The 14316-nt window shown below is 43.8% G+C and carries 11 protein-coding genes; 7 read left to right on the forward strand and 4 right to left on the reverse strand.

Annotation, left to right across the window (positions count from 1 at the left end):
• The first annotated feature begins 8 nt into the window (after positions 1-8).
• Complete coding sequence (locus G8O23_RS04340) at positions 9-941, forward strand: hypothetical protein (RefSeq protein ID WP_166362165.1); 933 nt, start codon at positions 9-11, stop codon at positions 939-941.
• A 49-nt stretch (positions 942-990) separates the two neighbouring features.
• Positions 991-1836, forward strand: a complete 846-nt coding sequence (locus G8O23_RS04345; protein WP_166362167.1) for an MBL fold metallo-hydrolase — start codon at positions 991-993, stop codon at positions 1834-1836.
• Here the strand turns inward: G8O23_RS04345 and G8O23_RS04350 are convergent.
• Genes G8O23_RS04350 through G8O23_RS04365 form a run of 4 tightly spaced genes read right to left on the reverse strand, consistent with a single transcriptional unit; the run spans position 1819 to position 3798 of the window.
• Positions 1819-2286, reverse strand: a complete 468-nt coding sequence (locus G8O23_RS04350; RefSeq protein WP_166362169.1) for a hypothetical protein — start codon at positions 2284-2286, stop codon at positions 1819-1821. The genes G8O23_RS04345 and G8O23_RS04350 overlap by 18 nt on opposite strands.
• Complete coding sequence (locus tag G8O23_RS04355; RefSeq protein ID WP_166362171.1) at positions 2276-2755, reverse strand: hypothetical protein; 480 nt, start codon at positions 2753-2755, stop codon at positions 2276-2278. The genes G8O23_RS04350 and G8O23_RS04355 overlap by 11 nt, the downstream gene beginning before the upstream one ends.
• A gap of 12 nt (positions 2756-2767) precedes the next feature.
• Entirely contained in the window at positions 2768-3226 is a 459-nt protein-coding gene (locus G8O23_RS04360) for a hypothetical protein (protein WP_166362173.1), read from the reverse strand.
• Between the two features lie 59 nt (positions 3227-3285).
• On the reverse strand, positions 3286-3798 hold the full coding sequence (locus tag G8O23_RS04365) for a thioredoxin domain-containing protein (protein ID WP_166362175.1): 513 nt from the start codon (positions 3796-3798) through the stop codon (positions 3286-3288).
• 266 nt (positions 3799-4064) lie between these two features.
• On the opposite strand from G8O23_RS04365, the gene G8O23_RS04370 reads away from it, so the two are divergent.
• Genes G8O23_RS04370 through G8O23_RS04390 form a run of 5 tightly spaced genes read left to right on the forward strand, consistent with a single transcriptional unit; the run spans position 4065 to position 14314 of the window.
• Positions 4065-4835, forward strand: coding sequence for a queuosine precursor transporter (locus G8O23_RS04370; RefSeq protein ID WP_166362177.1), 771 nt, complete (start codon positions 4065-4067; stop codon positions 4833-4835).
• Between the two features lie 17 nt (positions 4836-4852).
• The gene (locus G8O23_RS04375) at positions 4853-7936 is read left to right on the forward strand and encodes a hypothetical protein (protein WP_166362179.1); all 3084 of its coding nucleotides are present in this window, start codon (positions 4853-4855) and stop codon (positions 7934-7936) included.
• Positions 7933-9957 carry a SpoIIE family protein phosphatase gene (locus tag G8O23_RS04380; protein ID WP_166362181.1) on the forward strand — a complete coding sequence of 675 codons (2025 nt, stop codon included), beginning with the start codon at positions 7933-7935 and terminating at the stop codon, positions 9955-9957. The genes G8O23_RS04375 and G8O23_RS04380 overlap by 4 nt, the downstream gene beginning before the upstream one ends.
• 5 nt (positions 9958-9962) lie before the next feature.
• Positions 9963-11240 carry a hypothetical protein gene (locus G8O23_RS04385; RefSeq protein WP_166362183.1) on the forward strand — a complete coding sequence of 426 codons (1278 nt, stop codon included), beginning with the start codon at positions 9963-9965 and terminating at the stop codon, positions 11238-11240.
• Positions 11241-11251: 11 nt separating this feature from the next.
• A complete protein-coding gene (locus tag G8O23_RS04390) occupies positions 11252-14314 on the forward strand; it encodes an nSTAND1 domain-containing NTPase (protein WP_166362185.1) in 3063 nt (1020 codons plus the stop codon).
• The last annotated feature ends 2 nt before the right edge of the window (positions 14315-14316 follow it).

Below are 14316 nucleotides of genomic sequence, written 5' to 3' on the forward strand. Positions count from 1 at the left end.
GTTGGCCTATGAAAAGCATTGCAAGTAAAGGATATTGGTTTGGTGTTTATCTAGGCCTTGCCCTTAGTCTCCTATTCTTTTTCTCCCTTTTGTATTTTACCATTTTTTGGGTTGATGGAGTCAAAGGCCAAGCCGTTATGGCTATTACTATTCTCATCTGGCTTCTATTTACCTTTTATATGTTCAGAGAATTGCTGAAAGTTGTTTCGGTTCAGATAACCAACGAAGGGATACTTGTAGCAACATCCAAAAATGTTAAAAGCCTTGCCTGGAAAGATGTTCAGGATATTGACTACTACCGCCGCAATGGTTTCATGCAGATGGATACCATTACCATTCGGGCTGTTGATTTACCGCAGGATGTGAAAGTTCACACCAAGCTTTTTGCCAACCCCCACGAGCTGGTGCAGGCCATGAAATATGGATTCGATTCGTTTGAGCAGAAGGGCTATGTTGAACTGGGTGGCCTATCTCTTATCAAAGTAAAGCCAATTAATCTCGAGGAGATTAGATGTCAAAACTTTGTTCAAATTTCTCGACTTCCAATACTTAACCCTCGCACCTACTTTCCGTTGGTTGGTTTCTTTGGCCTCTACAAGTTAATCACTGCTCCCTCAATCCACCTATTTGGTGTTATTATGTTTGCAGTTATTATTCTGTTGACCTTTTTGCTTGGTACGGTTGGAATGGGAAAGGTTGGTATTTCCGATAGGTTTGTATTTATAGCAAGCTACTACTATCCATATCGCAAGTATTTCAGGCTATCCGATATCGATTGTGTTTACATTGAAAGACCTACTAAGAATGGGCTGAAGTCGTTACGGGTATTAACCCTTGATGGCAAGCAGAAACTTTTTCCTCTAGACAACCTCACTAAGGCCGATTGGGATTTGCTTGCCGATGCCATGGCCAAAAATGGGGTAAGGGTTGTGGAGCGGTAGCTGAACCTATCGGGTCGTATATTTGTTCTTTTTTCTAAATAATGTATTTATGAAGATTTCGCAGTTTAATATTCGCAATTTTAAGGTTGATGGCGGTGCCATGTTTGGTGTGGTACCCAAGGTGCTTTGGAATAGGGTTTACCCAGCCGATGACGATAACTTAATCCCCCTGTCCCTGCGATCGCTGGTTGTTGAAACCGATGGTAGGGTAGTGCTAATCGATACTGGCTTTGGTAATAAGCAAAGCGATAAGTTCTTTAGCCATTTTGGTATTTTTGGTGGCGATGGGCTAGTTGAGGGTCTAGCTACGCTGGGCTACAAACCCGATGATATTACCGATGTAATTCATACCCACCTGCACTACGACCATTGCGGAGGTGGAATTGCCTTGAACGATAAGGGCGAGTACGTAGCCGTTTTCCCAAATGCAAAGTACCACGTTAGCAAGGGGCAATGGGAGTGGGCCATTAACCCAAATGTACGTGAGGCTGACTCATTTCTGAAAGAAAATTTGCTGCCCATGCAGCAGCTGGGTTTGTTGAATTTGGTAGAGGCTGAGGGCGAGCTGTTACCCGGAATTGAGCTTCGCTTTTTCAATGGCCATACCCGCGGACAGATTGTGCCAATAATCCATTTGCCCAACGGCAAAAAGCTGGTTTACGCTGCCGATTTATTTCCATCAACTGCGCACATTCATCTGGCTTGGAATATGAGCTACGATGTGGAACCACTTGTTACCATGGAGGAGAAGGAACTGTTCCTGAACGAGTCGCTAGAGCATAATTATATCCTTTACTATCAGCATGATTTTTACACCGAGTGTAGCACCCTACAAATGACCCCAAAGGGAATCAGGGCAGGCGAAAAGCTAACCTTGCTAGAGGTGCTGAATTAGCTGAGCTATTTGCCTAAGCGTGTATACAATTAGCGGCCAGAAGCAGTAAGCAAAAAGCAGTGTAGAAACAATGGAGTCGGTAAGTATAATGCTTACGGCTCCATTTCGTTTTAGCATTACTACAATGGAGAAGAACGCCCTAAGCAGCAGTTGCAAGGCAAAAAATGCAAAGATCCTAATGCCAAAAGGGTTGTATGCGTTAGCCAGGTCTAAATTGCCACGAACAATTTCCGAAAAGCTGGCCGATAGCCCCTTGCTGGGTGGTATTTCACCAGTTGCCTCGGTAAGCAAAGCGGGTATGGGATGGCTATTGGCTTTGTATATTAGCGAGTACAGAATAACCCCAGCAAAAGCAATCCCAATTAAAAGGTTTACATAGTGATATGCACGGGTAGAAATATCCGAATTTAACTTACTATTGGGAACGTAATGCCTTTGGTTATTTGACAAACTGCTTGGAGAACTTAAAGCCATGGTGCACATGGTATCGTTGGTGGAATGGTACCTCAAGGGTTATCTCCGTATCGCTAAAATCTACCTTAACAAAACGTGAGCCGGGGAATAGTCTATCCCACAACTTGGTTGCCTTAAACCTGAAGTGCCCAGGGTTTTCCTCAATTAGTTCAAAGCCGCTGCTTTGAAAGTATTCCTTAACTAATTCGGGATCAACCTCCCCATTATGTTTTACCTGAATAATGCTCGACTTGTAGTTGTTTACAATTGCCAATGGCCAAATAAAAGCATAGATGTAAATTACAATAGAATCGGCATAGTGCTGGCCTAACGACTTGCTACCCGTAAAGAAAAGGTAGTAAATAATTAGGTGCGAAATGGCTAGGATAAGGATAGTTCCAGCCGTGGTAATTAGCCAGGGCAAAAGTATTTTATTATTCGATGCTTTTTTTAAACTTATTTCCACTGCAAAGGTGTGTTATTTACTTTTGCTAGATGTGTCGCCCTCGAGGTAGCGCAGCTTGTTCTCAAGGCTATCAATTTTTTGAGTGGAGTGTTCTTCCACCTCCGCTTCAATAGAAATCTCAATGTCTTTAAATGCATCGCGTAACCCCTTTTCAATCTGCTCCAGCTGCCCAGGGTTTCTCATGGCCCTGTCGGTGATGGTATTCAAACCGCTAAAGATCATGAGCCATGCAGCAGCCAAAACTATGGCCAACGCCGATACCACTAAGGATATTATGCCAAGGCTTTTGGATCCATTGCCCCTCGATGCCTGCACAATGGAGATAATGCTGAATATTATGGCTAACCCTCCGGGCAAAAAGGCCACAATGCCAACGCATGGAATAAAGGCCACTATTAATGATATTATGCCCATCACAATGCCAATAATTCCCATTACTTGTCCTTCGGTCGATTTTCTGTACTCTTCCATAATGTTTTATCTAGGTTTGATAAAGACGAATTCCGAATTGAATTGCTGCAACCAGTTCGCTAATCTTTTTTAAGTATAGAAAGAACATCTTCCTCAAGTGTTTTGGTGGGGCGTTCAATAATTCGCCCAATTTCCACTTCGTTGCTCCTGATGATAAACGTGGGAACAAAGTCTATGTACCCCTCGTCAACTCCTGCCTCAGGGCATACTTTTCTCCTGTTTACAGCAATAATGTTAATTCTATCGCTGGGGACGTTAAGCTGATTAAGCAGCTTTAAAAACCGAGGGGTTTCGCGCTTGCTGTCGGGGCACCACGTTGACACAACTAGCTCGAAGGTTACTCCCTTAAGCAAAGGCTTAAGATCATGCAACACTGCAGCATCAGGTTGGTAGCTATCGTAGTTCATGCTAAACCAAGCATTAAAAGGCTCCGTTTGGAAATCCTCAGGTATAACCTTGCCATAAAGTATGTTCTGATTTACCATCTCGTCGAAAATTATTTTGTTGGTATGCTGTGCAAGCACTACCGTTGGACCTATTAAGATTGCAAGCACCAGAATCTGAAGTCTCATTGTCTTGTTTTCGTTTGGATAAAGGTAATACAAAAGTGGAAAACTTAAATGGTAAAACCAATATGTACACTTTCAAAAAAAACATCATAGTCAACCTTCATCAAAGAATTCAATGATAGCAGTGTTGTAATATACTTGTAGAGGTTTATTTGCTTCTGATTTTTAATCATATATAAACAAAAAAAATGGTTCAATATCATCATAAAATCACTTATTATTTTACCTTTGTTTAATAGAAAGTTCCCCTACACCCTAAACCTAACCTAATGTTCGATTATAAACCCAATATAGAAAAGAGGTTGATTAATCGCCGTGAGATTGTATTCATAGTCCTAGCTGGCCTATTCCTGGGTTCTCTCGCCATGCTTAATATATTGGGAATATCACGGTACATCCATTTTCATATCAACATCTTCAATCTCGAAATCCCCGTGATGTTTTTTGTGGGTATCTTACCTTACCCCATCACGTTTCTTTGTACCGACTTCATAAGTGAGCTTTATGGTAAGCACAGGGCCAATATGGTGGTGTGGACAGGATTGATGCTAAACATATGGGTTCTATTTATCCTTTGGCTCGGTGGGATATTGCCTCCAGTACCCGAAATTATTGCTGAAACGGGCTTGCCGGCTGTGAGCGACCAAGATTTCTCGTTTTTTCATATTCGCAAATTAACGTTTGGCGCAACTGCTGCCTCAATGATAGCTTACCTTACCGCTCAGTTTGTCGATGTGCATGTTTTTCACCTTGTTAAGAGTATCACCAAGGGGAAGCATTTGTGGTTGCGTAATAATGTGTCAACCCTTACCAGCCAGCTGGTCGATTCAGTGTCGGTTGTTCTTATCACCTATTTTTATGCGCACGCAATACAAATTCCTGAAGGGAGAACCATCACCCAAACGCTAGTAATATTTATTCTGTCAAGCTACATCTTTAAAATGTTGTCGGCACTTCTCGATACAGTTCCCTTTTACATAGGTGTGAAATACTTATCAAAGTATTTACAGATAGACCCAGTTAGTGAGTTTAAGAAATAGATAAATGCATTATTACGATGGCATTGCATGAAACATTGAACCTTCGCAAGGAGGAGGTAGTACCGGTTGCCATGATGGTATTTCAATCGGTATTCCTTGGTTTTTTTCTAGGGGCTTTTGATGTAAGTGCAAATACCTTATTTCTAAATAGCTTCGATCAGGCAATGATACCCAAGGCTATTGTGATATCGGGCCTAACGGGCATCGTGCTAACCTCTCTTTACTCATACTTTCAGGCTCGATTAGAATTCTCAAGCCTTGCCATTTTGAACCTGTTTACCGTGTTTATCCTAACTTTTGCCCTACGGGCTGGATATTATTTCTCCGATACTAAATGGCTGGCCTTTGCACTATTTGTTCTTATGGGGCCCTTAAATATTGTAGCATTGGTTGGATTCTGGGGAACTGTCGGCAGAATATTCGATCTTCGACAAGGGAAGAGGATCTTTGGTTTTATCGATACGGGACAGGTTGTGGGGGTTATTGTCAGCTCTTTTTCTATCCCTTTCCTAATTACCCTTGGGTTTAAAACCAACAACCTACTGTACATAAGTGCTATCAGTATCTTTTTGGCACTTGTATTTCAGGTTGTAATTGGAGCAAAGTATCCCTATAAGCTTAAGGTTAAGGCCGAGCAGTCCAGCAAAAGAAGTTCATTTGCCAGTACATTAAAGATTCCCTATGTGCGAACAATGGCCATTTTCGTAATTATGTCGATGCTTGTTGCGTTCTTTGTGCACTTCCTGTTTTTGGCTGTGGCATCGCAACGGTTTGACAACCCCGATGAAATGGCCAAGTACTTTGGAGGCCTTATGGGCTCTCTCACTTTTGTAAGCGTACTGATAAAAGCTTTTGTATACGGCCCTTTGATGAAAACCTATGGATTGAAAGTTAGCCTATTGGTGTCTCCATTCGTTATGCTTTTCATAACGGTAAGCGCAGCAGCTGTGGGGAGTTTATTTGGGTTTACTCTTGAGTCCGCAGCTTTTACCCTTTTCTTCCTGCTTATCTCACTTAGTAAGTTTTTCCAAAAGGCTTTGAAAGATTCTATCGAGAGCCCTGTTCTTAAGCTGGTTTACCAGTCGTTGCCCCCCGCTATTCGCCATGAGGTTCAGGCCAGGGTCGATGGAACCATCAACGAGTCGGCAGCCCTGGCATCGGGCGTTATTCTGGCTTTGCTAGGTTTGTTTGCTGTAATAACGCTGCTACACTATGTATATATCCTTATAGGCTTTATTCTTGTATGGTTCTTCATCTCTCTTAGGCTGTTTAGAGGGTACCGAAAAACATTAAAGCAAACCCTTGAGGGAGCCTCAATCAGGCAGGTAGTTGAGTCGCCAGAGTTGAAGTGGTTTTCTGGCATTGCACATTTTGCCGCAGGTAAGCAGTTAGAGATATTGGAGGTATCGAAACCCTGGCTGATTCCAACCTTTATTGAAAGAAACCTGCCAAGGGTAAGCGGCGATGATCTTAGAGCCATATGCGATTTCATTGAGCAAAGGGCATTGGTGGAGATGAAAAATATGCTTGAAGCTAGAAAGGGAGGCCATTTGAGTCCCGAAGATCTAGCAATTATTAATGCCACCCAGGCTTCTCTCAACGACCTAATGAAGTATATTGATGATGAGGAGCGGGTCGCCACCCTAATGAACTCAAAGGATTTTAGCGAAAGGATGTTGGCTGCTAAAATAATCGGTCTTTCTTCTAAAGCCGATATAAGACAGAAGTTGACATTTCTCCTTCGCGACCTTGTGCCACAGGTAAAGAGACAAGCCCTTTGGGCTGCCCGAGGCAAACGATACAAGGAAATTATTAGTTTCCTAATTGATTTTCTCGATAAGGATGAATATGCCCCATTGGCACATTTTGCGCTTATGAACTCAGGCGAGGTGGGCCTCGAAATGCTCGTTACTGCGTTTAGCCGATCAGGGGCAACCGACAGTTTTCAGCAACGAATTATCAGGGTAATCCCCGATACGGGCAGCGCCATTGCTCAAGAGGTCTTGTTCGATAAGTTGAAGATCCAGTCCTTCCTAAAAACAGATGTGCTTAATAGCTTACTTAAGTTAGATTTTGTTGCAGACGAAAGGGAGAGCCTTACGCTTCATCAAATGATTGTTGAACAGGCCAGCGTTTGTGCTTGGAATCTAAATGTTCTTCATCAGTGTCCAGGTCAAGATAAAGCACCAAAGCTTAGGGAAGAACTTGAGGTAGAGGTTTATGCTAGTCGCCATAACCTTTTCCAGATTCTTAAGTTGCTTTACGACAAGAGCTCTATCGACTCGGTAATCGAAAACCTTGAAGCCGGAACTGGCGAGAGCATATCCTTTGCCATTGAGCTGCTCGACACATTTGTGGTGGAGGATCTCAAGCCATACATCTTCCCAATTCTGGAGGATAACTCGCTATCGAATAAAATATGGGCGTTGCAGAACTACTTCCCGCTACCAGAATATAGCTCTGAGTCGTTGCTTAAGGCCATTATCAATCGTAATGAAAACCTTATAGGTAAGCAGGCAAAAATTTACGCCCTGAACGCATTTCGTAACCTTGATGATGTGGGTGTAACTGCCGATTTGGTAGCTCAACTTTTCAATACCGATAGGGTGTTACGCCAGCTCTCAGGCCAGTTAATAAAACAGATTGATAGGGAAAAGTATGGCAGCTACCGTGCAAGGCTTGGCGATAGGCTTAGGGTTGATTTGGATAGGAGCTTAGAGGTTTGCAACTTGATTGGCTCATCAGCAGTAGATAGGCTTGAGTTTTTTAGCGGGTTACCCTACAGTAAATCGCACGCTGCTCCTCTATTTTGGCTTTACAACTCATCAACCATGTTGGTCTCCAATGTTGATATTTTAACCTTAGGGGCTTTTGCAAGTAAAAAGTACTACATCCTTGTCGAGAAGGGAACCCTAATGCTTGAGGTGGACGGCAAGCCTCAAAAACATTTTGTTCCCGGAGATATCTTGGTGGCCGAAGGGGTAAACACCAATGGGATGGAGCTAATGGCCAGCGACGAAACGGTAATTCACTATATAGATTACGGCAAGTTTATATCGAGCATTTATAACTATGATTTTTTAATAGATTACATCCAATGAGCAAATTTAATCTTCCACGGCAGTTGAACATTTTTTCTTACATGAGGCAAACATCTATCTTTCAGCAGCTAATTTACAATGTGGTACTTCCCGTTGTGGTTGCATTAATCCTTTTAGGGGTATACAATTTTCGGAACACCCGCATTATGCTTCTTGAGCACAGAGAGACCCGCAACTTTCTGATATCTGACGAGCTTATACAGGTGCTAAAATTTCAGGATATCACGCTGGCCGTAATCGAAGAGAAATTTAACGACGAGCTGGAGGCCATCAGCAATGAAATTACTCAGAACCACCTGATTTCGTCAAAGGAATTCACCAGCGTCGATCTTAAAGCCTTAAGGCAAACCCTAGGGCTTGACCCAAAGCTATACGACATCTACATAATCGACACCAACGGTGTGGTTATTAACACAACCTTCGAGAAGGATCTTGGGCTTAACTTCTTCAGCTTTGGGAAGGAGCATGAGATGCATATTCGACATATCTTTAATCAGGGCGATTTTGTTAACGAGAAATTTACTATAGAAGCCAATACCCGTCGGCTTAAAAAGTATACCTATCAACCCACTTTGTGTGGCGATTTTATTGTTGAACTTGGGGTCTATTCCACATCGGCTGATGAGGTTATCAACATTATAAAAAATATGCTCCAGGAGGTAGCCTTTAAGCATAGCAACATTGTATCGGCTGAACTTTTTATGAATGCGGATGACCCCTTCTCGCTTACCATAACCGATCCCATTGAGGAGGAAGAGAAGGAGTTTTTGAAAGAACGGTTTGTGTTGAGAGATAGCATTACCGTGGAGAAACGAATTGACAAGCGTTTCTTATCGTACCAGTACATTTATACCCAATCCAACGATTCCGAACTCTACAAAGGTTCTGTAATTCGCATTGTTTCCGATAGAACAGATGAGATTAGGGCCGAGTATGTGCGGATGCTCATATTTATTCTAATATTCTCGGCTATTCTTTTTGTTATAATTATTCTAATCTACCGGAAGACTAAGGTTATAACCAACCCTATAAAGAAACTGGTTGAGCACGTAAACCGAATCTCATCGGGCAATCTCAGTGAGAGGGCCGATGTAAACGGAAGCATTGAGATTGTTACCCTTTCGCGTAGGTTCAACAAAATGATTGCCGAGCTGGAGGAATTGTATCGCGACTTGGAGCAGAAGGTTAAGGATAGAACTGCCGAGGTGGTAGCCCAAAAGGAGGAGATTGAGTGCCAGCGCGATTTGTTGGCCGAGCAGCAAAAGCATATCATGGACAGTATTCAATATTCCAAACGCCTACAGACGGCCATACTCCCAACGCACGAGTTTATTAAGGAGCTATTCCCCGAGTCTTTTGTCTACTACAAACCCAAAGATATCATCAGTGGGGACTTTTACTGGTTTCACCAGCACGGCAACAAGCGATACTTTTCTGCGATCGACTGTACAGGGCATGGTGTTCCGGGGGCCTTGGTTTCCATGGTGGGGCAAAACTGGTTGAACTATGCCGTAAAGGATTTGCAGCTAGAAAAACCGTCGGAAATACTTGATGCCTTAAACAACGGGGTTAAAGCAACTTTTAAAGAGAAGGATGACGACACCTCGGTTAAGGATGGAATGGACCTGGCCCTGTGCTGTGTCGATTACGATACCATGACCCTAGAGTTTGCAGGAGCATATAATCCCGTCCTAATTATTTCCAACGGCGAGCACACCCAAATAAAGGGCGATAAGTTCCCCATTGGTGCCTTCTTTAGAGGGAATGCTGGAGCCTTTACTAACCATACGGTTAAGGTTAACCGAAACGATATTGTTTATGTATTTTCCGATGGGTTTGCCGATCAGTTTGGTGGCCCCGATAACTTTAAGTTTCTAACCAAACGATTCCGAGAGTTGCTAATTCAAATTCATCAAAAGCCTCTTGCCGAACAGTATGAAATACTTGATTCGACACTAAGGGATTGGGTTGGAAGCCTGGAACAGGTTGATGATATTACAGTGATTGGGATTAAAATCTAAGCAGGATGTCAAACTTTACCCTAGTCATATGGTACGATCAGCAAGTTGATGTTGAGGCTGCTTTTGTCAAAAACTTTTCAGCCGATATTCAGAAATGCTTGCGGCGCTATCTGCCCGATTGTGAGGTAACGATTTTGCATAACACTGAAGGTGAAGCATGGAATCTATACATCCAATCTGCTCAAAGTCCAGTTCTCTCCATCAACAACAATCCGGAGTCGTATGGCTATATAGTTCAGGTTGAGCCAGTGCAACATAACATTCCGTTAGTATCAAACGAGCAATACTTGCTATGGGACAAGCATTTTGAAACTGATGAGGTAAGGTTATATAGACCCCACGATATGCAAACCAAGTCTAAGTATTGGGAGAAGTTAACGGATATTTCCATTGCGATTAGTAGCGAGTATATTGGCGATAACGTTACCTCAGCTAAACCAAGGGTATATCTTTCCTTGGATGATAATAATAACTATGCCGATAGAGAGAACTTAAAGCGCGACTTAAGCGATTTAGGTTACCATGTTCTTCCCAATCAAGCCTTAAGCAGTAACTATCACGAGTGTACTAAGCAAATTGATGAAGCACTTGTTGGAGTTGAGATGATAATTCATATTATTCCTCCCATATACAATATTCACTTTCCCGAAAGTCAACTATCGCTTACTGAGCATCAGTGCAACCGTTCGGCCCTGCTAATGGAAAAGGAGGGAGAAGCCCCTCTCCGAGTAATTTGGATATCCTCTGCCTATGAGATAACCGACGAGGTGAACCAGGTGTTTATTGAGAAAATTCAGAGGGATCCAAGTCAAACACGGGGTTCAGTTGTGCTAAAATCATCACTTGAAGATTTGAAGAAGTACTATCGGCAAAAAGTTACACCAGAAGAAAAGTTGACATCCGATGACGATCATCGTGATGGCGTTTACGTAGTTGCTGATAATTCTTCGCAAGAGGACATAGTTGTGGATACACTGAAGGAGCGGAGAGTTAAAGCCTCTTCCAACATCAATAATATATCCTATACGCAGCACCTCGAATTGTTGAGCAAGGCCAGTTCGGTTGTGATTTGCTATACCGACCACAACCCAAATTGGCTGGCGGTTAAGGCCAACGACATCCTTAAGTCGAAAGGTGTTGATAGAGCACAGATGTTCGATAGGGTGGTTCTTTTTAGGGGCGATAAATCCTTGGATGTGAAAACGGCTAATGGTGTTTTTACTGATATGGTTGATAGCCTTTCGGATTTGAAAACGATCTTTAACCAGAGTTCTAACAAATAAATTTGTAGCCCATGGATACCTTATCCAGGCAGAATAGTATAGTAAACGTTTTGGAGAATCCTTTCCCCGGCCTACGGCCGTTCGAACCCAAGGAGGCTCACCTTTTCTTTGGCCGCGAGGGGCAAAATGAGGAGATCATCGAGAATCTTTCTGCCAATAGGTTTGCCGCAATCCTTGGAGCGTCAGGTTCAGGGAAATCTTCGCTTATATACTGCGGTCTACTCCCCACTCTTTATGGTGGTTTTCTGCACAATGGTCGATCCAAATGGCGCGTAACCGTTACGCGGCCAGGCACCAGCCCAATAGAGAATCTGGCTCACTCCATTGCTGAAGCTTTTTCATCGGAGGGGAAGGAGGATGATGTTGAGTCCGATGCAATGATCAACCAGGCTGTTCTTAAGCGATCTGCCAATGGAATTTCCAATGTGCTAATGCAAAGTAGGCTTGCAGCAGATGAGAACGTGTTGATTCTTGTTGACCAATTCGAAGAGATTTTTCGATACCAGTATTCAAGTAATCAGCCGAATGCACTCGATAATGTTGAGCATTTCATCAACTTGCTGGTTAGCGTGGTTAAGCAGCAAGAGTTGCCGGTTTACGTAGTGATTACTATGCGTTCCGACTTTATTGGCGATTGTTCACCCTTTCAAAGGTTTACTCGATTAATCAACGATAGTCACTACCTAATCCCTCGGATGACCCGCGAAGATTTTCGCAAGGCCATAACAGGACCCGTAGCGGTTGGTGGAGGACAAATTTCTGATCAGCTGGTACAGCTGCTGCTCAACGAGATGGGGAATAATCCCGATCATCTCCCCATCCTACAGCATACCCTCATGCGCACCTGGGAGTACTGGGTAAACCACACCGATACAAGCAACCCCATTGGTATTGTTGAGTACGAGGCCATTGGTCGATTAGAGCGAAGCCTCTCGAATCATGCTAACGAAGCTTTCGATGAGCTGTCGGTTGAGCAGAAGCGTGTGTGCGAGGTAATATTCAAATCGCTGACCGAAAAAGGAGCCGACAATCGCGGTATTCGTAGGCCTACTAGTGTGCAGGATTTAGCGGCCATAGCAGAAACATCATTCCATGATATTATTTCAGTGGTGGAGATATTCCGGCAGCAAGGAAGGACTTTTCTTACACCTCCGCCCCACGTACCATTGACCGAAGACTCCATGGTTGATGTATCCCACGAGAGCCTTATGCGCGTTTGGGATAAGCTCAAGATATGGGTCGAGGACGAGTCGGCGGCTGTGAAAATGTACCTTCGCCTAGCCGAGTCGGCTGAGCTATACAGCGAGGGCAAAACAGGCTTATGGGGGCCACCCGATTTGCAGATGGCAATTAATTGGCGACAAAAGCAGGAGCCTAACCTTGCCTGGGCAGTCCGATATCATCCCGCTTTTGAGCGGACAATGGTGTACCTGCGAACCAGTGAGGAGGAGTATATTGCTGAGGAGGAGAATAAAATCCGCCTACAGAAAAGAGCCCTTAGGCGATCCCGCATTGTGGCAGTTATTCTTGGCTCGGCGGGTATGATTTCCATAGGCTTAGGAATACTTGCCCTAATTCAGCGGCAGGACGCACTAAAGGCTCAAACCGAAGCCCTTGAGCAAAAGGATATAGCAGAGCTACGGCGAGTTGAGGCAGAGGAGCAGAAAACATTAGCAGAGCAGAACGCGGAGCTGGCAAGGCAGCAACGGGAGCAGGCCGAATTGAGCCAGATTGAAGCGGAAAGGCAACGATTGATTGCCCTTAAAAACCTAAATGAGGCCGACAGGCAGCGACTAATAGCAACCCAGAAAGAGCAAGAGGCTACCGCAAACCAAAAGTTGGCCGAAGCAAATGAGATAAGAGCTCTTGAACAGCAACGATTGGCCGAGGAGGCAAGCTTTGAGGCCGAACGAAGGCGAATGCTTTCCATCTCCCAGTCGATGGCTGTGAAAAGCCAGCAGATGCGGGCAGATACTACCCTCAAAGGCTTGTTGGCATTTCAGGCTTATACCTTTAACCAGGATTTCAATGGTGTCTCCTATAACCCCGACATTCATAAGGCGATATACCTTAGCTCAAAGTTCTACAAAGGTGACAACTATAATGTGCTTGATGCGCATAGAAGCTTAGTGAGAACCCTCCATTTCTCAGAAAACACTTTGTACTCGTCGGGGAGCGATGGCAGGCTGTTCGCCTGGGAGAATGGCTCAAGAGAACCAAATCAGCTAAGGGAAAACCTATCCGTTGTGAAAAAGGTTATTGTGGATGAAGATGAGATTGTGGGGATAAACAATAACGGGATATTTCGAGTTGATAAGCATAGCAATGCCTATTCCGAAAGGGTATACTTTCCCAACGACATTAAGGATTTTTACAAGCTCAATAACGGTAAACTTCTACTGGTGTTTGCCCAGAGCATTGCCACGGTAAACGACTATCAGGACAACCCTTCGGAAGTGTACAGAACAACCAATCGGATTAATGCCTCTAAGTTTAACCCCAGCACAGGGACACTGTTCCTAGCAATGGCCGATGGACAGGTGCTGTCTGTAAGCGAGTCGGACAATTGGCAAATGCCTAAGCAGATAGCTATGATTCCCGATAGTAACTGGGGTGAGGTGGGATATTCTGAGCAAAGGAAAATTCTGGCCGCAGGGTTTGGCAACTTTCAGGGGGCAATCTATTTGTGGAGCATCGAAACAGGAGAACTCCTGGATGTGCTGAGGGGGCACAGCGCTAAGATTACTGGGCTAGCATTTTCAAGCGATGGTCGCTATATGGCCAGTTCCAGCTACGATGGAAGTGTTAGGCTCTGGCACCTCGACGATTTGAATACACTGCCAATAGTTTTTGATGATCATGAAACCTGGGTTACCTCGGTAACCTTTACTCCCGATGGCAAGTTCATTGTAAGTGGTGATAAAAATGGTAGCATAAAGCTATTACCTGTGGATATATCTACTATTATTTCTGATTACTGCCAGTTCATTACCCGAACTTTAACACCCGAGGAGTGGAATAGCTACGTGGGCGAAGATATTGAGTATAACCCCAAGGAGTGCAAGGTAAATTAGAT

The organism is Perlabentimonas gracilis (assembly GCF_011174675.1).
In the GTDB taxonomy this organism is placed as follows: Bacteria; Bacteroidota; Bacteroidia; order Bacteroidales; family Tenuifilaceae; genus Perlabentimonas; species Perlabentimonas gracilis.

Coding starts and splice junctions, on each gene's coding strand:
- G8O23_RS04340 (WP_166362165.1), top strand. CDS start 9: ATGAAAAGCATTGCAAGTAAAGGATATTGGTTTGGTGTTTATCTAGGC.
- G8O23_RS04345 (WP_166362167.1), top strand. CDS start 991: ATGAAGATTTCGCAGTTTAATATTCGCAATTTTAAGGTTGATGGCGGT.
- G8O23_RS04360 (WP_166362173.1), bottom strand. CDS start 3,226: ATGGAAGAGTACAGAAAATCGACCGAAGGACAAGTAATGGGAATTATT.
- G8O23_RS04365 (WP_166362175.1), bottom strand. CDS start 3,798: ATGAGACTTCAGATTCTGGTGCTTGCAATCTTAATAGGTCCAACGGTA.
- G8O23_RS04370 (WP_166362177.1), top strand. CDS start 4,065: ATGTTCGATTATAAACCCAATATAGAAAAGAGGTTGATTAATCGCCGT.
- G8O23_RS04375 (WP_166362179.1), top strand. CDS start 4,853: ATGGCATTGCATGAAACATTGAACCTTCGCAAGGAGGAGGTAGTACCG.
- G8O23_RS04380 (WP_166362181.1), top strand. CDS start 7,933: ATGAGCAAATTTAATCTTCCACGGCAGTTGAACATTTTTTCTTACATG.
- G8O23_RS04385 (WP_166362183.1), top strand. CDS start 9,963: ATGTCAAACTTTACCCTAGTCATATGGTACGATCAGCAAGTTGATGTT.
- G8O23_RS04390 (WP_166362185.1), top strand. CDS start 11,252: ATGGATACCTTATCCAGGCAGAATAGTATAGTAAACGTTTTGGAGAAT.